Source organism: Calothrix sp. CBUCES-K 9914 (assembly GCF_059640475.1).
The window spans coordinates 23,002-47,480 of record NZ_JBXXZH010000044.1; the positions used below are offsets into that span (position 1 = coordinate 23,002).

Annotated in this window: 12 protein-coding genes and 2 CRISPR repeat arrays; of the genes, 7 read left to right on the top strand and 5 right to left on the bottom strand. The window is 39.6% G+C overall.

The window, feature by feature from the left end:
• Nucleotides 1-283: 283 nt before the first annotated feature.
• Nucleotides 284-1,309, bottom strand: coding sequence for a hypothetical protein (locus AC2JBO_RS12700; protein ID WP_496954019.1), 1,026 nt, complete (start codon nucleotides 1,307-1,309; stop codon nucleotides 284-286).
• 382 nt (nucleotides 1,310-1,691) lie between these two features.
• Nucleotides 1,692-2,677: direct repeats of the CRISPR family, unit length 35 nt; unit sequence GTTTCCATTAATTCAACTTCAAAAGAAGTTTAAAG.
• 203 nt (nucleotides 2,678-2,880) lie between these two features.
• Nucleotides 2,881-4,887: a CRISPR-associated endonuclease Cas1 gene (cas1, locus tag AC2JBO_RS12705; RefSeq protein ID WP_496954020.1), complete on the bottom strand. Its 2,007-nt coding sequence runs from the start codon at nucleotides 4,885-4,887 to the stop codon at nucleotides 2,881-2,883.
• A gap of 140 nt (nucleotides 4,888-5,027) precedes the next feature.
• Between cas1 and AC2JBO_RS12710 the strand changes: the two genes are divergently transcribed.
• From AC2JBO_RS12710 to AC2JBO_RS12720, 3 genes are all read left to right on the top strand, one after another.
• The gene (locus AC2JBO_RS12710) at nucleotides 5,028-5,777 is read left to right on the top strand and encodes a DUF4384 domain-containing protein (RefSeq protein WP_496954021.1); all 750 of its coding nucleotides are present in this window, start codon (nucleotides 5,028-5,030) and stop codon (nucleotides 5,775-5,777) included.
• Between the two features lie 324 nt (nucleotides 5,778-6,101).
• Nucleotides 6,102-9,812 carry a tetratricopeptide repeat protein gene (locus AC2JBO_RS12715; RefSeq protein WP_496954022.1) on the top strand — a complete coding sequence of 1,237 codons (3,711 nt, stop codon included), beginning with the start codon at nucleotides 6,102-6,104 and terminating at the stop codon, nucleotides 9,810-9,812.
• 113 nt (nucleotides 9,813-9,925) lie between these two features.
• A CRISPR array of direct repeats spans nucleotides 9,926-11,042; the repeat unit is 35 nt; unit sequence GTTTCCATTAATTCAACTTCCTAAGAAGTTTAAAG.
• Nucleotides 11,043-11,484: 442 nt separating this feature from the next.
• The gene (locus AC2JBO_RS12720) at nucleotides 11,485-12,279 is read left to right on the top strand and encodes a DUF4058 family protein (protein ID WP_496954023.1); all 795 of its coding nucleotides are present in this window, start codon (nucleotides 11,485-11,487) and stop codon (nucleotides 12,277-12,279) included.
• A gap of 118 nt (nucleotides 12,280-12,397) precedes the next feature.
• On the opposite strand, the gene AC2JBO_RS12725 is transcribed toward AC2JBO_RS12720, so the two are convergent.
• Both AC2JBO_RS12725 and AC2JBO_RS12730 read right to left on the bottom strand, forming a co-directional pair.
• Nucleotides 12,398-14,107: a flavin reductase gene (locus tag AC2JBO_RS12725; protein WP_496954024.1), complete on the bottom strand. Its 1,710-nt coding sequence runs from the start codon at nucleotides 14,105-14,107 to the stop codon at nucleotides 12,398-12,400.
• A gap of 144 nt (nucleotides 14,108-14,251) precedes the next feature.
• Nucleotides 14,252-15,970: a diflavin flavoprotein gene (locus tag AC2JBO_RS12730; protein ID WP_496954025.1), complete on the bottom strand. Its 1,719-nt coding sequence runs from the start codon at nucleotides 15,968-15,970 to the stop codon at nucleotides 14,252-14,254.
• Between the two features lie 320 nt (nucleotides 15,971-16,290).
• Here AC2JBO_RS12730 and AC2JBO_RS12735 point away from each other — a divergent pair, with 320 nt between their 5' ends.
• Both AC2JBO_RS12735 and AC2JBO_RS12740 read left to right on the top strand, forming a co-directional pair.
• Nucleotides 16,291-16,509: an element excision factor XisI family protein gene (locus AC2JBO_RS12735; protein ID WP_496954030.1), complete on the top strand. Its 219-nt coding sequence runs from the start codon at nucleotides 16,291-16,293 to the stop codon at nucleotides 16,507-16,509.
• Between the two features lie 498 nt (nucleotides 16,510-17,007).
• Nucleotides 17,008-17,832, top strand: a complete 825-nt coding sequence (locus AC2JBO_RS12740) for an MBL fold metallo-hydrolase (RefSeq protein ID WP_496954026.1) — start codon at nucleotides 17,008-17,010, stop codon at nucleotides 17,830-17,832.
• A gap of 140 nt (nucleotides 17,833-17,972) precedes the next feature.
• Here the strand turns inward: AC2JBO_RS12740 and AC2JBO_RS12745 are convergent, their stop codons facing one another.
• A complete protein-coding gene (locus tag AC2JBO_RS12745; RefSeq protein ID WP_496954027.1) occupies nucleotides 17,973-19,592 on the bottom strand; it encodes a nuclease/transposase family protein in 1,620 nt (539 codons plus the stop codon).
• 90 nt (nucleotides 19,593-19,682) lie between these two features.
• Between AC2JBO_RS12745 and tnpA the strand changes: the two genes are divergently transcribed.
• Together tnpA and AC2JBO_RS12755 are read left to right on the top strand one after the other, a co-directional pair.
• Nucleotides 19,683-20,081, top strand: a complete 399-nt coding sequence (gene tnpA, locus AC2JBO_RS12750) for an IS200/IS605 family transposase (RefSeq protein ID WP_496954028.1) — start codon at nucleotides 19,683-19,685, stop codon at nucleotides 20,079-20,081.
• Nucleotides 20,082-20,436: 355 nt separating this feature from the next.
• Nucleotides 20,437-24,414 (top strand): substrate-binding domain-containing protein, encoded by a 3,978-nt coding sequence (locus tag AC2JBO_RS12755; RefSeq protein ID WP_496954029.1) that lies wholly within the window; start codon nucleotides 20,437-20,439, stop codon nucleotides 24,412-24,414.
• The last annotated feature ends 65 nt before the right edge of the window (nucleotides 24,415-24,479 follow it).

The window sequence follows — 24,479 nt, forward strand, 5'->3', positions numbered from 1 at the left end:
ATTATAATTCTGAGCCAACGGTTGTAAACCATTGTCTCATAACTAAAGTCCTCTAAAAGAGGACTAATATCAATATTACTTGGTTAAAAATAAAATTCTCGCTTTTAGTAAAGCTCTTAGTAAAACTGTAATGCCATTAAATTAACTCATCTTGGGCGATTTGTTCGTCAAATCAGCTACAGCCAACCCAGGATAGTTTGCCAATAATTCCTCATCTGGGGTGCCGAGTTAACTTCAAAAGAAGTTTAAAGGCAATTGGACGCAAGCACAACAACGTAAGCATTTAAACTTTGTCGTTCTCTTTGAGCCATTCGGACATCTCAAGAGGCTGTTGCCAATTAAGCATTGCTACCGTAAAATCATCAAGTTGCTTGGCGTTTAACTTTTGGAGTTGACTAACTATTTGTGGCGTGAGAGTTTCCGAACCAAACTTGACTCTAATTATAGTACTTGCCAACTCAATCTTGCCTTCTACTTTACCTTCTAGCTTGCCTTCTACTTTACCTTCTAGTTTACCTTCTAGTTTGCCTTTTGACTCAGCCTTGTTAATTTCAGCTTCATACCAAGCATCGATTTCTGCCATCGTTTTCATAAAATCTTCGTCCTCCAGAGTTAAGTTATCGGTAGGTATGCCTTGTAGATAAACACAATATTTAATACATGCCTTCATTATATCATTTTTCTCCCGGCGATTCGGCGATAGTTGCTTGATTGATTCAAAAGCGAGCTTCGCACTTTCTTTATTTCCCAACATTTTCAACCAAACAGTGTCAGGACTATCAGGCAATTGCTCGATAATCACAATTCCCATCCGTAAGATTTTAGGAAGTCGATATACACCCGGACTCAATTCTAAAGCTGGCTGAACGTTACATGATTCCAAAATTTTTTCACTACAATTTACTGTAAGTATCCAGGTAAATGGATTTTGATTTTCTATTTGTTGCTTTGCTTGTTTCGGCAGTCGCTTAGAAACTGTTGACTCTAGTTCTGCTTTGGCATTTTCTACCAACTCTTTTTCCTTTTGCGTCCAATATAGGTTTTTTCGAGTAATCGATTTAAGTATATCCGTTTCTTCTAAATATGAACTATAATGTTCAATGATAATCGTTGGATGTTCTTGCATTAGTTTGTCTAATAAACCTAAATTCTCCTGCTGCCATTCAAGATTTTCTCGTCCCATAAACATCAAATCAATTTCGAGGTCTTCGTCATTGTGGACTTGGATATTTTGTAGAGTATCTCCCTTTGTTTTATATAGAGATTGAATATAGAATTTGAAGAATCTATCGTGTTTGTACTGAGCCATTTAAATTTATCTAGTCCTTGACAATGGTTTTATTTTATGAATTTTATTTTTTTAGATAAAAATTTCACTCTTCTCATTATAACCAAAGTTAGTGTCCGAGACTTACAATTTTTGGAGTAATAATTTTTGTAGTTATATTAATTTTTTATTTATTTTTTTACTTCTTAAGGTAGGAGCCAAGCCAATACTGCTCGGTTAAGAAAATCTAATAAACCCAAAACCTTGTAGAGACGCGTTCACGGAGTGTACCGAAGGTAAATTTTCCTGCGGAGAAGCTTCGCTTGCGCGTCTCTACATATCCGGAATTGTCGCACAAAATCCTTAACCGAGCAGTATTGGGATGCCTGCTCTACTCTTAGGATTGTTTTATAAGAAGATTATAGTTTCCATTAGTTTAACTTCAAAAGAAGTTTAAAGTCAGCAGGATGCTAAACGATGGGCAAAGGCGTACATCTTGTTTCCATTAATTCAACTTCAAAAGAAGTTTAAAGAGCAGTTTTTTCAGGATATGATAATCTTCGTGCATATCGGTTTCCATTAATTCAACTTCAAAAGAAGTTTAAAGACAAATTTGCCATTTAGTAACGGAGAAACAATCCGGGTTTCCATTAATTCAACTTCAAAAGAAGTTTAAAGATATTATTGCATATCTTGCTGCATTAATTTGGTCAAGGTTTCCATTAATTCAACTTCAAAAGAAGTTTAAAGTCCAGGGAGTTGTTATCAACACTGGAAATGGAAAACCTGAGGTTTCCATTAATTCAACTTCAAAAGAAGTTTAAAGCAATAACACTAATAAGGTTATTGGAGGCGCACAAGATAAGTTTCCATTAATTCAACTTCAAAAGAAGTTTAAAGCGTTACTGGAATTGGTTGTTTGGGCTTGCAGGCTAGCAAGGTTTCCATTAATTCAACTTCAAAAGAAGTTTAAAGGCTATATTAGTGGAAACCAGCAAGACCCTTAAGCATATTGTTTCCATTAATTCAACTTCAAAAGAAGTTTAAAGAAGTCCAAGTGCAAACGCAGCTGCAATTGAGTTTGGTTTCCATTAATTCAACTTCAAAAGAAGTTTAAAGACATTCAAATAGGGTTTGGTGTTGACGTTCTGAGATTGTTTCCATTAATTCAACTTCAAAAGAAGTTTAAAGAAGGTGGTTTCATCAGTGATATTCGGGATTGTGATAATGTTTCCATTAATTCAACTTCAAAAGAAGTTTAAAGTGTAACAAGTAGCAGTGATCTTAACAGGGTTAGTGTAAGAGTTTCCATTAATTCAACTTCAAAAGAAGTTTAAAGATCAAATTGCAATCTCAAAACGGCATACCACTGAAGGTTTCCATTAATTCAACTTCAAAAGAAGTTTAAAGGCTAGGCTTTGAAAGTCTTGCCCTGTAATGATTCTACAGCACTTTTTTGTGGGATACGAAAATTTCTCCAAATAGTTGATAATTCTTAGCAATAAATTTGTGAAGCACAGGCGACAAAGCTATACACAGACAGTGATTTGTGGGATAGAACGAGAGAATCAGGGTTTCAGGCTTTGTGTCTATCCCACAAATAGTATACTACGCTACAGTTTCCATGTCATTGGACGATACACTTGAACTTCACCTGTCAAACAAGCAATATATTCGCGCACTTGTAATTCTATACAACGACGATATGCTACTTTATGACCTGTGTGTGGATGTGTTGTCTCGGTTTGTAATTTTTCCTCCCAATGTTTGAGATATTTTTTCAGCGCAGTTGCTTGTAGATATACACCTCCACGTTCATCAGGGGAAGTAAAATCTTCTGGGTCAAGAATTTTCTTGTTTACCAAATAGGCAACAAACGAATCTACGATTTGCGCGCGGAATTCTTCCATTAAGTCCGATACTAATGCTGGATGATTATCGCGCGGTACGTGTAAGTTACCAAAATGAGTATGTAGTCCTGCTGCTTGAACAAAGGAAAATACTTGCTGACTTAATAAGGTATAACCCAAACTCATTAAACTATTGATTGGGTCGGTGGGTGGACGTTTGGTTCTTTTATCAAAAGCGAAGAATCCTGTAAATAAAGAACCCAGTGCTTGAAAGTAGATAGTCGCTGCTTTTCCTTCATATCCTCGTAGTGCGTCCATACTTTCAGCTTGGGGTAAACTGTCGATTAGCACTTCTATAAAATCTATTGCTTGGGTGGCAATTTCTGTTTCCCGACGACGGTTTAACCGCATTAGCAATATGCGGGAATTATGTAGTTTAGCTGTAACTATTGCTTCTGCTTGTTGACGGGTAAATACAGGGTTTTCACAGCATTTTACTTGCTGCATTAAATACTCTACTTTTGCATCTCCTTGTGTTCCTGTGTATCCAAAGTATCTACCTTTTTGTGATAGATACAGTATCGGAACCCGCGCGCGTAATGCAAAAGAAACGGCGCCATGTGATACATTACAACAACCAAATAAAACTATATTACTCACCCGACTCGCTGGTACTTTAATTCGCAGTTGTCCCTGATAGTACACTTGGAACTGTTGGCTTTTGACGCTCAAATAGGCGCCTTGGTCAGTTACGTATAATGTAGACATAGAATCCTGCCAAAGATGTGAAATTGGTGCTTGTGGTAAATTACTGGGTTTGCCAGGGGAGCAATGCTTGGGAGGCCGAGATTCAAAGTTGAGCTTGCGTTGTTTGGGTCGAAAATATTGATGACCCGACTGGTTTGTCACCCATTCCCCCGCGCGTACAGGTGGAGGTGGGGGTGGTGCATATACATGACCTTTGGCAAACCGATATCCTAGAAAAACAAACTCATCATCAGGAGCATAAATTTGTGTCTTCTCTAGTTGCAGGTGTAAATAAACCTTCCCCAACCAAGTATTAACTTTGTCCAAAACCCGATTTGCTTCATCAAAACTGCTACAAGCAATCGCAAAATCATCCCCGTACCGTACTAAATTAATCCCCTGCTGAAGACATTTTCGATCAAAATCTGTGAGGTATAAATTAGCTAAGGCGCCGGAAAGTACACCACCTTGTAGTACGCCTTTACCGGGATAAACACGTTCTCCAGCAATAACAATACCTGACTTTAGTTGTGCTTCAAGGAGTCGAAGTATAATTGGTTCAAGCTGTAATTCCTCCAACATATTAAACAATAAAGCAAAACAAAGATTGTCAAAAAAATCCGCGATGTCAGCTTTAATAACCCACTTCGGTTGTACCTGGTAGTACCCATACAAATGCTGTACCGCTTGCTGAATATTCCTTCCCGGACGATAAGCGTAACTACAATCAAGAAAAGTATCCTCTAGTGGAAAATACAGTTCTTCAAGTAATAAACGCTGCACAATTCTATCCCGTACAGTCGGAATACCAATTAATCGCTTACCACCGTTTTTCTTGGCTAGATAAAACCCCTTCGCAGGACTCGCGCGATATGATTCGTGTAATAATTGGTATAGAATGGACTCCAACTCCGAATTTGCAGACTCGGCAAATAAATCGAGCGTAACTCCATCCACTCCAGCATTACGACTACCTGCACGGACTTGAAACCATGCAGCAAGAAGGTTCTCTATGGTGAGCATAGAAGTTGGTGAACGTTGGTGAAATATTTGTTTAATCTAATTTTTGCAGGTCAGCATATGAGTTCAGATACGAGTTGTTGACAGATGCATACGACTTTAGATATTAATTTAAATAATCACCCTTAATTTCCACCTTGCTTATGTCACCTCGTTCACTAGTTGCATCAGAAGCAGGTATAAATTTAGCACAGCGCGCGTTAAATCAGCGAAACGAAAGTAGGCAAGTTTTTAGCGAACAGGTTGGTCTTGCTGCTTCAACAGTAAGTCGTTTTTTTACCAGAAAACCTGTTGACCGCAAGACATTTATTGAAATTTGTACATTTCTTAATTTAGATTGGAAAGATGTAGCAGAACCATATTCAGATGAAGATGATATTCCAAAAATATCACCTTTTGAGCAACTTTGGCTGGAAATCACAGCATTGGGTTCCTTCACAACAAAAATGGGGGTAGTCTTAGCGAAACAAAATACCCTCACTTGGAGTTGGGAGGATAATGAATATGAAACAAGAGTACCTATTGGTAGTCGTATTCAAGTTAAAGTTAATTTTGAAACTCCGGGTTACTTGTTATTAGTACAAAAAGGTTCATCAGGAGAAGCTTGTTGTTTTTGTCCTTCGCGTTTTGCACAACAACCGAAACTAGAAACGGGGATAACTACTCTTCCACAAAAAGGTTCACCTATGACCTCGTTAAAGATAACGGGTAAACCGGGAAAGGAGTATATACTCGCAGTTATAACTCCAGATGTCCCATCATTAGAGTGGCTACCTTCAGTTGATAACAATCCTTTAACATTGGATGAAAATCATCTTTCACAGTTGCTAAACTACATTAATCAACGCCCAGATTGTAAAGTTTTATATACTGAATACAATATTATAGAGTAAATATAGTGGTGGGTAGAAGGAATAAACCACAAAGGCACAAAGGACACGAAGGAAGAGGGTGCCATCATTTATATATCTATTTACCACAGAGACGCAGAGTACACAGAGTTAGGAGCAAAAGATATTTAAGAGGATGTTTTCTAAGTTATATTTAATACGTGATTCTTGGTTTAATCCCCCCTTACCCCCCTTAATAAGGGGGGAAAAGAAAAGGTTTTAGCCCCCCTTAATAAGGGTGGTTGGGGGGATTTTCAAATAAAATACTTCTTTCTCTGTGTCCTCTGTGGTAAAAATAATAAACTTCACTGCACAGGCGAGACGCCTATGCTACATATTATGGAAGATACCTCGTATATAATAGATGAAGTAAATCACCTGAATCGAACTGTTTTTACTCTGTTTGAACAAGGCGCCTTAGAAGATGCTGTACTCGTTGCCCAAGAGTCTGTAAAATTGGCACGGGAACATCTTAGCGAACACAAGGTTTTAGCAGATAGTTTAAATAACCTTGCAGTCTTATATCAAATGCAAGGAAGCTATGTAAAGGCAAAACCTTTGTGTAGAGAAGTTTTGGATATGAGAAAAAGGTTGTTGGAAGACGACCATCCTGATGTTGCACAGTCTTTGAATAATCTTGCTGTAATTTACGTCAACCAAGGACTATATTCAGAAGCATTAAAGCTGTTTTTTACAGCTTTGGATATTTGGAAACTTAATTTCGGTGATGAAGACGAAGAAATTGCCACTAGCTTAAATAATATCGCTGAAGCTTACCGCGAACAAGCCAAATATATTGATGCAGAACAAATACATCTACAAGCTTTGGCAATGCGTAGGCGCCTTTTTAATAACTTACATCCAAGTATTGCTCAAAGTCTAGATAATCTGGGTACAGTTTATGAAAACCAAGCTAAGTATTCCCAAGCAGAACAAATGCACTTACAAGCATTAGCAATACGGGAAAGTGGGTTTAATGATCAGCATCAGGATATTGCTACGAGTTTTAATAATTTAGCTGCGCTGTATAATTCGCAAGGACGCTTTTATGATGCGGAAGCAAATTATTCAAAAGCGTTGGAAATATGTAGAAACAAACTCGGCGCCGAACACCCTCATGTTGCGATAACATTAAATAACCTGGCAAATACCTATAAAAATCTGGGACGTTACGCTGATGCTGAGAGAACACAAGTTACTGCTTTAAAGTTACGAAAAGCTATATTTGGAGACTCACATCTAGAAGTCGCACAAAGTCTCAGCAGTTTAGGAAATATTTATGTGCAACAAGGACGTTACAGAGAAGCAGAGCAAATATACAGCCAAAGTTATACTATCAGGAAAAGCTTATTAGGCGCCGAACATATCGATATTGCTTTATGCTTACATAACTTTGCTGTGCTTGATACATATCAAGGAAAATATAAAGACGCTGAAAATAAGTTAATACAAGCATTATCCATATATGAAAAATTGCTAGGCAAAAACCATCCCGATGTCGCAGATAGCATAAACCATCTGGGACGCATTTATCAAGAGCAAGGACTATTTGCGGATGCCGAACAAAAGTACTTAGAAGCATTGGCAATTCAGAGACATATATATAATGAAATATCCGAACATCCCGACATTGCAGATAGTTATTATAAAATAGCAGATGTTTATCGGTTACAAGGACGTTACCAAGAAGCTGAAGGATTATATTTTGAAGCTTATAACTTGAGTAAAAAGCTACTGGGAGATATACACCCAACTGTTGGCGCCATTCTGAATAATATAGCAGTATTATACAATCACCAATATAAATACACTGAATCAGAACCATTATTATTGGAAGCTTTACTAATTGCCAGAAGCCAATTTGGTAACAAACATCCACTAGTAGCTAGTGCAATGAATAATTTAGCTGCTTTATATTGTGACATGCATCGCTACTCAGAAGCAGAAACAATACATCTACAAGCATTAGACATCCGAAAAGAATTATTGGGAGAACATCCAGATATAGCCAACACTCTAAATAACCTTGCTGACATATACTTTTCACAAGGGAGATATCCAGAAACTGAGGAATGTTATAGAGCAGCTTTATCCATAAGAGTAAGATTATTAGGAGAGAATCATCCAGATGTAGCATTTAGCTTAAATAACCTTGCCACTTTACTCACAGCTACTCAACGTCCTGTGGAAGCTTTATCATGTCGCATCCAAGCCAGCGAAATCCATGATAAATTAATTAACAATATATTTGCCTTTAGTTCAGAAAATGACCGTCTTGCCTTAATTGAAAAAATCAGAGTTAAATTTGACTTATTCCTTTCCCTAGTAAATAGCTATCTTACTAATTCCCCAAGTGCAAAGCAAGCAGCATTCAATTTTGTACTCAAACGCAAAGCATTAACCCTATCAGCACTTGCTGCTCAAAACCAAGCACTTGTAAACGCGCGCTATCCACACCTTACAGAAAAATTCCATCAACTCAGCGACTTAAGTAACCAAATTATCCATCTAACTTTTACAGCACCTCAACTAGGTAACTCAGTCGCACACCAACAAAACCTCACACAACTGCAAGCAAAATATAACATCTTGCAAAAACAGTTATCAGCGCAAGTCCCAGAAGTTCAACTATCTCAGTCTCCTATTAACTCCCATACAGTTGCATCTGCATTACCTAGTAACTCAGTTCTCATCGAATTTGTCCGATTTGATAACTTTGATTTCCAAGCAATTCGAGCTTCGAGAGAACCTCAATGGCAAAGCGCGCGCTATATAGCATTTATATTATCAGCAAATCAACCCGATGCCGTACAAATAGTAGATTTAGGAGAAGCTTCAATAATTGACGAATTAATTACCCAATTCCGCACTATTGCTTCCGACCCTAGTAAAGGTACAGCTACCCTAGGATGGGATACAGATGTAGAAATAGAGCTACCAATAAAACCCTATAACCGCGCGATTGCAATTAAACTTTATCAAGCGCTTTGGCAACCTATCCAAACTTTAGTTCAAAACTACCAGCACTTAATTATTGCTCCAGACAGTGATTTAAATTTGCTGCCATTCCAGACATTACCCAGCGATGACACGGGTACACAGTTTTTAATAGACAAATACAACATCAGCTATTTAAGTGTGGGACGAGATATAACACGCGCGCAGAAACTCAAAACAGTAAAAGTAGATGCAAGTCCACCATTAATACTTGCTGACCCTGATTTTGATTTATCAAGCGTGACTAATAATACATCTAAGAATAATAATCAACTGAATGAATTTGGCGCCAGATTAGGGAAAATACATCTAGAACGGGAAATTGGCACTAAATTACTAGGAGAAAGCATAGCCAAAAAGTTACCAGAGGCAAGAGTATATACTGATGCAGAAGCAGTAGAAACCCGTTTGACAACAAACGATTGTCCGCGTGTTATGCTTATCGCTACCCACGGATTATTTATTCCTGACTCAGAATATCAACCATCTACACATATAAAACTAACTAACCCAATGTTACGCTCTGCTCTCGCGTTTGCAGGCGCCAACATTTGGTTTTCCGGTGGTGATTTACCACCCAAAGCTGGTAAAGGAATCCTTTTTGCCCAGGATATAGCAGGTTTAAATTTATGGGGAAACGAAATTACCGTCTTGTCAGCGTGTGACACAGCAAGAGGAGACATTAAAATTGGTGAGGGTGTGTTTGGTTTGCGACGCGCGTTTGCAATTGCAGGCACAAAAGTACTAATAATGAGTTTATGGAAAGTACCAGATAGAGCTACTGCTTTATTGATGGAGCGATTTTTTGATAATTTGGAATTATGCATGGAGTATACACAAGCGTTACGCAATGCTCAAGACTATATTCGTAACATAACAGTTGAAGAATTACGTAAATCGGCGCCTGGTGTAGAAACATTAAAAGAATTATTAAGTGTTGAGGAATTATCACCAGAAACTATAATCGATAGTTCAGATGAATATAAACCACTTCAACACCCTTTTTATTGGGGTGCTTGGATTTGTCAAGGAGTAGTTTAAATCAAAAACGGCGCCTCGGACAGCACGAATGATTAAAAATATATCAAAAAAGGTCGTAGATACTATCCGCGACCCTTTTTTTCGCATACAACTACAAATTAAATTTTAAGGAAGTTTCCATTAATTCAACTTCCTAAGAAGTTTAAAGTTTTTCTTCTGATAATGACCTCCTTAGGTCGTTACAGTTTCCATTAATTCAACTTCCTAAGAAGTTTAAAGACCTAATAATGGAAACGGAACAGGTGATTGTAATAGTTTCCATTAATTCAACTTCCTAAGAAGTTTAAAGATTTCTCTTAAGGAATGGTTTTTAAGTGCGGTATTATGTTTCCATTAATTCAACTTCCTAAGAAGTTTAAAGGATGGCATTTTTGTTTTTTGCTTGCAAACACCTAACCAGTTTCCATTAATTCAACTTCCTAAGAAGTTTAAAGTAACGTCCAATCCGCAGCTGCATGTGTTGCTGTTTTGGTCAGTTTCCATTAATTCAACTTCCTAAGAAGTTTAAAGCAAAAAGCTGCTGAAGATAACGCTAAATACGCGCAAGAGTTTCCATTAATTCAACTTCCTAAGAAGTTTAAAGTTTTTACATCTTTTATAGGCGCAAAACCAAAAAGCAACTTGTTTCCATTAATTCAACTTCCTAAGAAGTTTAAAGCTTTATGATAGAAGGTCAAAGAGCCTTCCAGCACTGTTTCCATTAATTCAACTTCCTAAGAAGTTTAAAGACCTGAAAGCAGCTATTATTTCAGGTACGCTTACCATCAGTTTCCATTAATTCAACTTCCTAAGAAGTTTAAAGAGTGTTTGCAGTTGTTGTTTTGGAGTTCCATAATTGGTTTCCATTAATTCAACTTCCTAAGAAGTTTAAAGACAAACAAAACCAAAAAAACAATCCTTCCTCTACTGAGGGTTTCCATTAATTCAACTTCCTAAGAAGTTTAAAGATCATAAGAAGTGATGAGGGAGCAGCAACTAACTTGTTTCCATTAATTCAACTTCCTAAGAAGTTTAAAGTCGTTTTTACAGGATTGTGGATGGCCACATCCTTTTGTTTCCATTAATTCAACTTCCTAAGAAGTTTAAAGCTAATTCCATTGCTCGCCCTAACAGAGTCAAAAAGTTTCCATTAATTCAACTTCCTAAGAAGTTTAAAGAAGCGGATTACGATCAAGGAGGCAGTGGTGGCATGACGGTTTCCATTAATTCAACTTCCTAAGAAGTTTAAAGGCTAGGCTTTGAAAGTCTTACCCTGTAGTAATTCTACAGCAGTTTTTTGTGGGATAGCAAATTTGTCTTAAATAATTGATAATTCTTAGCAATAACTCCGTGAAACACAGGCGCCAAACCCATATACAGAGAGTGATTTGTGGGATAGAACGAGAGAATAAGGGTTTCAGGAGTTGTGTCTATCCCACAAATGGTATACTATGTTACATTATTATTAAGTTAAATCTAAATTCACTTGGCTAAGAAACGCTATAGCTATATAAGCGATAAAGAACAAATATACTCGGTTCCACAAAAAATAACCTTTTAATAAATCCAAATCTACTTACAAATTTTAATCTCGGTGAGTCTATGCAAGACATTAATTGATAGGTGCCGCTCGTTAACACCACATGCTCGCCAAAACGATTAAGATAAAAAGCAGGTAGTTTGAGTACCTTATATGCCTTCACCTTTTTCAGGAATGAATCCTTACTTAGAGCATTCGGAGTTGTTTCCAGGTGTACATCACTATTTAATCAGCGAAATTGCTCGCTTTTTATCGCCTAAACTGCGTCCTAAATACCGTGTTGCTGTTGAAGTAAGAATGTATGAAACTACAGATGATAGTTCTTTAGTTGTCGGTATCCCTGATGTTACAGTTAAAAGTCGTCAAACTCAAGATTCAAACTCATCTAACACCACAAATGTAGCTGTTGCTACACCTACTTCTCAACCTGTAAAAGTCAAGATTCCTATGGCTGTAGCTGTAAAAGAAGGATATTTGCAAGTTCGAGAAGTTGGAACAGAAGTATTAATTACTACTATAGAAGTTCTTTCACCCAGTAATAAACGCATGGGTAAAGGACGAAATATGTATGAAGAGAAACGCGCGCAAGTTTTAGCTAGTCGCACTAACTTGGTTGAAATTGACTTACTACGTAAAGGCAACCCAATGCCTATAGTTGATAATAATACTTATTCTTGTTATCGTATTTTAGTTTGTCGTGGCAATAACCGCCCGAATGCTGATTTGTATGCTTTTAATTTACCTGATGTAATTCCTTCCTTTTCTCTTCCTTTACGCGCGGGAGATACTGAACCTGTTTTAGATTTACAATCTTTATTAAATAATGTTTATGACGTATATGGTTATGATTTAGTGATTGATTATAATCAAGAACCTGTGCCGCCGTTGAGTAAAAGTGATGCAGCTTGGATGGATGCGCTACTACGCGAACAAAATATACGGCAATAAAAACACCTTCGATAGGCTATAAATATACCACTAAAACGTTGGATATGAACCACATTTTGGTCTGTGTCCAAGGTTTCGGTGGTATATTTAAGTCAGGCGAGACGCCTAACCTACGTGTTTAATAATGATTTCCTGATTTGCGGTGGTGGACTGCAGTGACGGCGTTTGGCTGCATAACGGCGCCATTATCTACGGTTGCGTATATTACCCAGTGGTCTCCACATTCCATCCGTTTATTGACGCTGCACTCTAAGTACGCAATGGCATCTCCTAAAACTGTACACCCGTTTTCAGCTGTTGTTGTTTCAAAACCTGCAAAGCGTTCTTCTCCAGGTGCAAAGTTTTTACGGAAGTGTTTCATATATTCTTGGTAGTTGTTTTCTGCCAAGATGTTTAAAACAAATTTATTTCCAGAATGTAATAGAGACTCTATCGCGCGGTCTTTGGCTATGGCTACAGTCAAACCGGGTGGGTTAAATGTTGCTTGGGATACCCAGGCGCCCATCATCGCGGTTGAAACTTCACCTTGTTTTGCTGTAAGAACGCATACTGAACCCACGATGCGACCAACTGCTTGTTCCACTGGACTAGCGGCAGGTTGGGGTAGGCGCATTTTACGCGCGCGTCTCAAAGTTTGAGCAAAGTCGGTAGCTGCTTCTTCACATTCTTTCAGTACTTTATCGGATGGCTTGAATCTTGCGCGTATCGTTTCAAACCCAAATTTAAATCCTGCTTCTTTAAGTTTACCTTCAATTAAGTCGAAAGCTTCACCACTCCAACCATAGGAACCGAAAACACCTGCAAGTTTATTGGTATCACCAACAGATAACACTGTACCAAGGGCTGTATGAATAGGTGTGGGAGCATGACCACCAATAGTGGGAGAACCAATAATAAATCCTTCCGATTTTTGCACTGCGTCTTTTATAGCTTCAGGTTCGCTAAATTCGCAGTTTATCAGTTCAACAGCAACACCACCCTTTGTTAACCCCAATGCAATTGCTTGTGCTAAAGTCGCTGTATTTCCATAAGCAGAAGCATACAACAATGCTACTTTGATTTCGCGGTCAGCTTGCGAACGGCTCCACTCTTCATAAGATTTTACCAGTTCCATCAAGCCGTAACGCACCAAAGGCCCATGTCCACAAGCTAACATCCTGACTTGGTAATCAGAAATCTTTTCGAGTGCTGGTTTAATGTGACTTGCATTCGGCGCCATCACACTATCGTAATAATAGCGTTGGTCTTCCTTAAACTTGCCCCAATCTTCATCAAAGATTTCATCACCACAAACGTGTGCGCTAAATAGTTTGTCGGTATAAAGAATTTGAGTTTGCTGGTCGTAAGTGCAAAGTCCTTCAGGCCATCTTGGACTAGGAATTGGTATAAATTTTAATACGTGACCCTTACCCAAATCGAGGTTTTCCTTGCCTCGCATCGCCAAAACTTTTAAATTAGGGTTAGTAAATGCTGCTTTTAGATATGCGGCGCCTGGAACTGATGTCACAAAAGTTAAATCAGGGCAAATTTCGAGTAATGCCCGTAGGGTAGCAATACGGTTAGGGCTAAAGTGACCAATGATTACATAATCAAAGTGATTTAACTCCAAACACCGCTTAATAGCTTCCTTATATACTTCAGTAAAAGTTTCAGGAGGTGGGTCAATAATGGCAACTTTATCACCTTGAATCACAAATGAATTTACCGTTGTGCCCCTAGAAAGCGCATATTCAATTTCAAAACGTTGCCGTGTCCAACTGCGCGCGCGTAATACTGTAGTGTCTGTTGCAATTGGCAACACTTGCACGTCACGAGGATTTTCGCTCATAGTTTATGTGAAGGGTGAGATAAAAAAGTGCTGAGTGGAAAGTGCTGAGTAACGAAAAAGTGCTGAGTGGAAAGTGCTGAGTGCTGAGTTAAGTTAAGAGTTGTGAGTTACTACTCAGCACTCAGCACTCAGCACTCATTACTCTTAGTAATAATTTCCAACTTTGCGGTGGCGAACTGCGGTAACAGCTTCTTGTTTCGCGACGCGACCTTCTTTAACGGAGCAATACATAATCCAGTGGTCGCTGCATTCCATACTGTCAGCAATTTCACACTCGATATACGCCAATGCATCAGTTAAAATTGGACAACCATTTTTCGCTGTCTGAGTTTTGACATCAGCGAATCTGTCGGCGCCTGGATGTAAACGTTTGAGGAAGTGTCTTTTTAATTCTTTGTAGTTACCTTCTTCCAAAACGTTGAGGACAATTTTGTCACCAACTTGCATGAAAGACTCAATCGCGCGGTCTTTTGCAACTGCAACGGTGAAACCTAATGGTTGTAAGCTCGCCTGTGCAACCCACGACGCGAGCATTGCGCTCTTCACTCCGTGTTTTTGACTAGTAATAATATACAAGCCGTTGCTGATGCGACCAAGGGCTTTTTCCATATTCACATCAAGCGATTTGACTTGCTTGATGTTACGGTCACGAACTAACATCTGTCCAATATCAATACCCGCTTCTTCACAAAGCTGGTAAGTTGCAGGACTTGGTGTTTCTTTGATTTTAATTGCAGGAAAAGCTTCTTTAATACCTTGTTCAGTAAACTGTCTCCGCAACGAATCAATTGGTTCATCATCACCACCAAAGGATTCAAAGAAACCAACAAATTGCTTCTCTTTAGCTACTGCCAAGAGTGAACTAATACCAGCTTGGGCTGACACACTTGTACTAGGAGGCATACCAATTACTATACCTGCTGCCCGTCCAGCAAGTCCTTGAATTTCTTGAACATCAGCAGTGCTTAAGTCAAGAGCTTCTACACCAACACCCGTTTTGAGAAGACCGTGGGAAATTGCGTGACCAAGTTTATCACTATAGCCATAGCCACCGACAAAAAATAAACCAACGGTGGTATCAGCTTTAGCTTGGACTTGGCTCCAATTGTGGTATCTTTCCTTCAAAAAGTCGAGGTGGTGGTAAAGTAGCGGCCCGTGTCCATTAGCGATAATTTTGATTTCTCCAAGCTCGCTCATTTTCTTCATTGCGTTCAACAATGAGCGCGCGTTTGGACCCATCAAACAATCGTAGTAGAAACGGAAGTCGGGTTCAATCGCTTCCAAATCTACATCAAATGTATCATCGCTACAGTAGTGCATCCCAAATGCATCACATGTAAATAGCGTTTTGGTTTTGTGGTCAAAACTGAAGATAGTATCAGGCCAGTGTAAATTAGGAGCTGATATGAACTCAATTTCGTGCCCCGAACCCAAATCTACACGGTCTCCAGATTTAACAATTCTCTTACTGAAAGGGTCATGGACTAAATTATCCAAAAACTGTAGCGCAACTTTCGATGCTAGCACCGTAGCGCGCGGCGCCAACTGGAGAACGTCTTCCACCAAACCGCTATGGTCAGGTTCAGTGTGGCTGACGATAATATAGTCAATTGCTTTAGGGTTAACAAGCTTCTTTAGCGTTTCTAGATATAAATCACGGAACTTAACGTGTGAAGTGTCCACCAAGGTAATTCTATCGCCCTTGATTAGATACGAGTTATAAGTCGTACCGTTTTGCAGACCGAACTCAATGTCAAAGCGGTCGCGGTCCCAATCAAGCGAACGAATTGCCGTAATATTTGGAGCAATTTCAACTGTTTGTACAGTTAGCCGACGTTGAACGTTCTCTGTGAGGGCTACCATGCGTTCTCTCCGAAGCACCTAATATAGTTATGTTTTTACTGTCTATATTTTGCTCATAAATATTTTTGTAAAGTTGTCTCAAAACTGATATTTCCAAAAAGTCAAGTTGTAATCAATGATGCAATTCCCATGAACTAAATTTTACTTAAAAACTGTTATTATAGATAATTATTAAAACCAAAATTCCGAGACACATTTTAGCATTTTTCAAACAAAAAATATGTAAAATCATGTAAACTTATATAATAAAATCGTAGGGTGCGTGACGCTACCAAAAACATCAACATAATTACAAGACTTGTAGCGTCACGCACCGAATAATAATTAACACCACAGATACTAGAATTAGTGAGCGCCTAATTTTAGACGAACAACGCGACCAATACCTGTGGCAGCGCTGCGGCTGGGATGGCAAAAAACGAGTGCAGCATATTATCTTATATCTCCAGATTCACAAAACCGATATTATTTTAGGCTTCCATCACCCTAGTAAACGCGCGTTAACTGAATTCGCCATCGCGAACGACATATTAAGATGACCACTAAGATAACTGCATTCATAGACACGTTGTAAATTAACATTGCAAACAATGCCTTATTAATTTAGGTCGAGAAAATACAGACAATCGCCAAGTACTTATGCTTCTTAGTTACGTTCGATGTAACTCACATCTTGTGTCTACGTATTAATATTTATTTTTGTATTTAATAAACATTAAATTTGATCAATAACACGAATAATAAAGCTTTTTAGCCTGCTCCCGGCAGGCTTTGTTCGTATAGTCCCACCCACGCGCGGGTGTAGGTGCAAGATATGAAGTAACCAGATGTATCTAATAAATTAATTAGTACAGAAGCTCTAGTAAGAAGTAAGTGTACAGTACGCAGCGTTGCGAGCATCAGAGAATATTGCGTAATTTTCCTGTTTTGGGTCAGGTGGTGGAATAAAGGCGCCAAATTTTTTCACCCCTAGGTATGGTGATTTTCCTTATCGTTTCATCTTTAAGAGAGATTGTGTACAACGGGGGGTATTTTTTATGCGTGTTCATCATCTTAATTGTGGTTGTATGTGCCCAATTGGCGGCGCCTTGTTCGATGGTTTTAGTCGTGGGTTAACAGCTTGCCTTGTTTGTCACTGCCTGCTTGTCGAAACTAATCAAGGACTTGTTCTCATTGATACTGGTTTTGGTGAGCGCGATGTTAAGGCACCCTTATCACGACTCAGCCCGTTTTTCATGAATTTAAATCGTATCCAATTTGAAGAAAAATACACAGCGCGCGTGGCTATTGAAAAACTCGGTTTTAGCGCTTCGGATGTACGTCATATTGTGCTTACTCACTTAGACTTCGACCATGCAGGAGGGTTAGAAGATTTTCCAAAAGCGACGGTGCATGTTATGCAGGCTGAAATTGAGGCAGCACAAGAACGTAGTGGTTTCATCTCGTCACAACGCTATCGCCCTGGTCAGTGGGACGAAGTTAAACATTGGAAATTTTATTCGGCAAAGGGTACGCCCTGGTTTGGCTTTGAAGCTGTACGCGACCTTGACGGACTTCCATCTGAAATTTTGCTTATCCCCCTTGTTGGTCACACGCGCGGTCATGCTGGCATTGCTATTGAAACACCTGAAGGTTGGCTTCTACATGCGGGTGATGCTTACTTTTATCGCGATGAAATGGGGACTTCCAAACCAAACTGTACACCTGGTTTGCGCGCTTACCAATGGGTTATGGAGGTAGACCGCAAAGCTAGGCGCCATAATCAAGAACGGTTACGCGCGTTATCACTTGATACTACTAGTAAGGTGCGTATGTTTTGCAGCCACGATGCTATTGAATTGAAGGCGTTTGCTGATACATGATGATATTAAGAATGGTGCGTGACGCTACCAGTTATCGCGCTTCGTTCAAAATTGTTAATGGCGTCACACACCCTACGTGATTTTATATATATGTACGAATAGAGTTTATAAATTTGAGAAGCTTGAGCCGACTCCCTGCTCTAAAGAGACGGGGATTCTGGCTGAACCGCAGGGCTGTTGCTAACCCCACTTTTTCCTAACTTTTCGCCCTTTTTACAAGCTATCTGGTTAGGCTGTTCAGTCTTTACACAGTTTGGCTCTACGGGGGAAATGACACCACCGGGATTAGAACTAGTCCTCGCACTCGCCATTTTAAACTCACTCCACGCCTGTGTTAAGAACGGCTCCGTCCTTTCCCAATCTCTATGAGCTTGAGACACGTTGAGTTCCGAGTTATCATTGACATGTCTACTCAAATATGCGGAGAATAAATCGCGGTGCATCTCAAAACCTGAGACATCTTTATGTACTCTTTCTGATAGAGATTTTTTGATACGAGTACCATCAAGATGTGTTTGAGATAACGCTGTTTTTCGAGTAGAAAATGTTGTGAATTGCCCGCCAGCACTTTCAGCCTTGCGTGCTAATTCAGATTGAAAAAAACTGGGTGATTTGGCAGATATTGCTTTACCATATCTTTTCTGCCAACCACGTACTGAGACATTCTCAGCTTTAATATTTACGCCAAATTCGCGTACTACTTTATTAGCTAACCCTCTATTTTGAGACTTAGAATAAGCGGCTTTACGGCGCTCTAGTTCTCGCTTTTTACTTGCATATTTTCTATATGCATTACTTTGTTTCCAACGGCGAGAACCCTTTTTAACTTTACCTTTTTTACGTCTATTGCTACGTCCAACTTTTTTCTCAAAATCTGGTTCGTAGTTTTCTGGATTAGTTGCACGACGCGACCGCTCCATCTGACGCTGTAAGGTTTTGATTTCTTGCTCAAACGTTGGGACGTTCTCTGCAAATGGGAATAAACCAGCTTTGTTGTCACCAACTACAGCTACATTACTAACATTTAAATCAATACCGACTAATCCAGTATTAGAATTAACTTTGTTGTGCAGTTTATATGCTGGAGTTTCTTTGTAGGGTATACCTTCGTTAATAAGCTGTACATACCAACGACGCTTACCATTTATTTCTCGCCACAAAATGCGGCAATACTTAACTGGTGAACGATACCCATATTCAAGTACTTCATTCCATTTATCAGGAAAGCGGATAGGCAAAGTTAAATCTTTACCCCATTTGATACAGCAATCAGTACCACCAAAAAATTTAATGCTTTGTGTGTTGGTTTTACCCTCTATCGAATGAAAAGAGCTAAACAACTTAAACCTAACTTTTCTAGCCTTACCGTACAATACTTTCTCAACAGCTTTGAATGCGCGTGTTCCTATCTTTTGGATTGTGTGGCTATCTAGTTTCTCCCACATCCACTTAGAACTCTTGGCAGCTAAAGTAGCAAAGTCTTGCAGTTCAAAGTCAGAAAAGCGTGATTGTTTTCTAGCTTGAGAAAATAACTCATTCTTCCGCTTTTTATCATCCTCAGTTTTGACCTTGATTTTTTTGGCTTCTTGATATGGCTCAGAATTGCGTACATTTTGCACTCTCGCCATTGCTTCACCAAGCACTGCGTTATATAACTGCCTGCCAGCTTGAAATCTTGCATCTAGCTCCTTCTCTGCTTGACTGTTAACCAATAACTCAAACTCAGTGACAAATGACGGTGTTCTCGTCTTCTTAGCCATATCTAATCACCTCCTTAGTGTTGACTTGTTTTATCTATCAACTATAATAGAGTAGATAGAATCAGTTTGTCAACAAGTTTGATAAAATATATGGACAGAAATTATAGACACAATAATCACTCAGTTGGTAGCGCAACCGTACATTTAGTTTGGATACCGAAACGTAGAAAGAAAGTACTAATAGAAGGTGTTAAGATAAGGCTTGCGGAAATATTGACAGAAGTTGCGAACGAGAATGGGTGGATAATTAAAGCGATGGAGATAGCACCCGACCACGTTCATTTGCTTGTTGAACATCCTCCAGATGTAGCAATAAATCAAATGGTTAAGGCTTTTAAAGGTAGGTCAAGTTGCTACTTAAGACGCGAATATCCACACTTGTTACGACTCCCAAGCCTCTGGACACATGCCTATTTTTATGACACAACCGGGAAGGTATCAAGTACAGTAATAATGAACTATATTAATGACCCGCATCACTCAAGTTAAATTGCTAAAATAGCGAATCCAGTTAAAACTGGATTCTCGGCATTCCACCCCGATATAAATACCGTCAAAGCATTAATTCTTTTTGGAATTAATGCTTTGACTTCGGGGCTATCTGCCTTTCACGTAACAGTGGTATGAAAAATTTATTGTTGAAATAGAAACCAGTTTTAGTAAAAATACCTTGAGAGCTTCTTCTAATAAGGGTTTTGTAAATAGTAAAAAAAGATAAACACTATATTTATATCTCTTTAAAAAGAGGTAAAGTTAAGACGAAGTATAGGCTGGCATAAGTATCTACTGAAACTTAAGAGCAACATAATAACGATGTATAATTAGCGCGTCTTCAGAGCAGCACATGTCAGAGCGTGATTATAACTGCCTTGCTTTCCATAACCTTTACCATGATCAGCGGCATATGTGGCAAAAACAACAAAAGTATAGTCCTATAGTCTGTTTGGCTTTGTTGCTGGCACTTGCATCTACCCCGATAGCAGCAACTTTGCTGATGTCTCAGTTTGCAGTAGCACAACAAGCAACCAAAGAACCAACATTCCCTTTACCGAATAGTGTGAGTGCTAATACTATAGTCAGGATAGATGGTTCGAGTAGTATGGCTCGAATTAATGAAAGCCTGAAGCAAAGCTTTGAGCAACAATTTAATGGCGCCAAAGTCGAACTTGCAACATCAGGAACCGATGCAGCACTAACATCTCTAGCTGATGGCAAAATAGATTTGGCTGCTATCGGTCGTGGATTGACACCCGCAGAAGAAGCAAAAGGTTTAGAGCAAAAACGCTTACGACGTGAAAAAATAGCGATTGTTGTAGGTGAAAAAAATCCTTTCAAAGGTAATATAACAAACCAACAGTTTGCAAAAATATTCCGAGGTGAAATAACTAATTGGTCACAACTTGACGGAAAACCAGGTAAAATTCGGTTTATCGACCGTCCAAATAACAGCGATACTCGCGAAGCTTTCCGCAACTATCCCGCATTCAAAGACGGAAAATTTGCCACAGGTTCAAATGCGACTCAATTAAGTGCAGATGACTCCGCAGAACTGGTTAAGCAATTAGGAAATGATGGTATTGGCTATGTAATCGCGAATCAAGTTTCAAAAGTGCCTGGTTTACGTGTGCTTCCTCTACATCAAACTTTACCTAATGACCCTAAATATCCATTTTCTCAGCCTTTAGTTTACGTATACAAGAAAAATCCAAGTCCTTCTGTCGCTGGTTTTTTGGGTTTTGCAACTGCTGAACCTGGCACCAAAGCAGTGGAAACAGCAAGAAGTGCAGAAGCTGCTGCTGTTGCACAAAGTGTTGCATCTACAGTATCTGGCGCCACAACTGCTGCGGCAACTCCCACTCCCTCCGTAACTTCCACACCTGAAACGACTACAAATCAAACAGCTGCCCCATTACAGACAGACGACACTACTTCTACCCCAGGCGCCGCGACTTCTGTTGCGACAGTTCAAAACAATACACAAGTAGCATCCGAACCAACACAAACTGGAGGCTTTCCCTGGTGGATATTATTACCACTAGCTGCACTAGGTGGTGGTATTTTATGGTGGTTACTAGGAAAAGGTAACAAACGTTCCGAAGCACTCGAAGGAGCTTCAACATTACCAATAGCTGGCGCCTCTGATAGTAACGTCAACCTATCACCTACACCGCAAGCTAGTGCAATATTATCTGATAGTACAAATAATACACCAGAAAATACCAATACAAACCCATCGAACGCAGCTAATCTTGCAGGTGGCGCCGCATTAGCAGGAGCAGCAACTGGAATTGGCTTATGGCCTCGTTTGGCAGGTGGCAACATCGAAGAACCTTCAATTAATACTCCTGAACCACAAACTTATGCCAACAGTGAGGTAGATACGGAACCAGCAGCAGTTGTAATGCCTGTACATTCCGAAATTCCACAACCACCATTAGATATACAATCAACACCACTATCAACAACAGAACCTGTTATTGATGTTGAACTGCCTAACCCAGAAAACGCAGTGCCACAAAGCAACTCAAACTGGCTGGATAATCTGAACCCAGCAAGTGGAGCTGCAATAGCAGGGGGTGCAGTTGCAGGCGCCGGTTTATGGTCACGATTTGCTAGCAACAATGAACCGAGTCAACCAACAGATGCAACAGTACAACCTGAATTAACTGCATCAGATAATACCGAAATAGTCAATATACAATCAGAAGAACCTGCCGAAGCAACAGTTTTACAACAACCAAATCAACAACAAAATCTCAACCCATTGCCCGATGTATGGGAAGATGCAGAGCAAGAAGAAACTCAAATTAGCTCGAATTGGCTTGACAAGATTTCCTCTGCTGGCAACGATGCACTTAAGGGTGGGGCAGCAGTAGCTGGAGGCGCCGCATTATGGTCGCAATTTGCTAATCGTGATCAACACGATAATGATAATCAAGATGTACCGGAAAATAACTCTTTACAGGGAGAAACAGCAGAAGTAACCTCGGTTCCCGAAGTAGAAATAGCTTCACAACAGCCAGATGTAGAAATTGGTGCTGTAGATAGTTCCGAAGTTATCGAGACTATATATATAGAGGCAGACCCTGTATCGTTAAATTATCCTCAAGCCAACCCAACCCCGTTTGTAGAAGAAACAACTGCAACCCAGCAGTCACCAAATGTATCGCCAGATGATTCTCAAGAAACACCTACTGGCTCAAGTTGGTTAGATAATATTCGCTCAACGTCTCAAAGTACGCTTGCAGGAGGTGCAGCACTTGCGGGAGGTACAGCAGCAGTTGGCGCCGGGTTGTGGTCGCAATTTGCAAATAGAGACAACAACGACGAACCTACAAACGAAACAAACCAAACCAACGAAATAGTAGTTGATAGTGGTGAACAAGATTTAGCAGCATCTGTAAATATTCCCGAAGTAGTTCAACCTGACTTGGTACAACCAAATATTGAAGTTGGTACACACTCAGTCGTCCTACCTGACTTGGTACAACCCACTGTTGATATTGGTACTGCCGAAGTAATTCAACCAAACCTGGTACAACCCACTGTTGATATAAATACTGGTGAAATAGTTCAGCCAAACTTAGTACAGCCAAATATTGAACTTGCTACACAGTCAGTCATTCAACCTGACTTGGTACAACCTACTGTTGATATTGGTACTGCGGAGGTAGTTCAACCTGACTTGGTACAACCTACTTCAACCGAACAAGTAATAGATGTTGAAGATACTTCCGAAGTAACACCTCAAAGTGACTCAAACTGGCTTGGTAACATAGGAGCTACTGGTGCAGCAATTACAGGAGGCGCCGTAGTTGGCTCTGGGTTCTTATCTTCAGGTTCTACTGCACAAGAAAGCAATGATTCTAACCAAGAAAACATCATAGAATCAAGTAATGTTACTGACAACATTCTTAGTTCCGTTGAAGCTTCTGAAGACGAAATATTGGAAGCGGAGGTTGTAGATACCGATTTAAATAGCGACAACGATACTGAGTCAACCCAAGCTCAAATTATCGACCCTCAACCCGTTGAACAACCACAAACTGATACTATCACGACAAATACTGAGTCAACATCAACACCTGATTTAAATATAAACCCAGTGGTTTTGGCTGGCGGCGCCGCTGTTGCAGGTGCAGCGTTTGTTGCAGGCAATTATAATCACGGTCAGAAAATTGATGAAAATGTCATATCTCAAACACCAGTTGCGGATGCAACCCCTACAACACCAACTACAGATGAAGTTACTGCTCCAGTAAGTAGCGCTACAACAAGCCACATCACCTTTACCACGCGTACACCCAAATGGGCATATGTTGCTTGGAACATAACCGAACAAGACAAACAAGCCAAGCGCAAAGAAGGCGCCGAACAATTAGCATTACGGTTATACGACACAACTGATACTGATTTAAGTTATCAAACTCCCCAGTTGGTACAACAGTATGAATGTGAAGAAACAATCAATGACCGTTTTGTTGCAATACCTGGCAGCGACCGCGACTATATGGCAGAAATTGGCTACCTTAAAAATGACAACCACTGGTTGTCAATTGCAAGGTCGCATATAGTTCGGGTTTTCAGTCGTCCTTTCCAAGAATTTTGGTTTGAAGCAGATGCTGAATTAATTATTCACGGTGCAACCGAACCTGGTTCAACAGTAACAATTGGTGGTCAGTCACTTAAGCTCAAGCCAGATGGCACCTTCCACCTACGAATACCTTTCACCGACGAATTAATCGACTACGTAATGACCGCAGTCGCTAAAAACGGTGAAAAGGCAAAAACCATCCACATGCATTTTGAGCAAAATAAGTAAAAAGTGCTGAGTGCTGAGTGCTGAGTGCTGAGTGCTGAGTGCTGAGTGCTGAGTGCTGAGTGCTG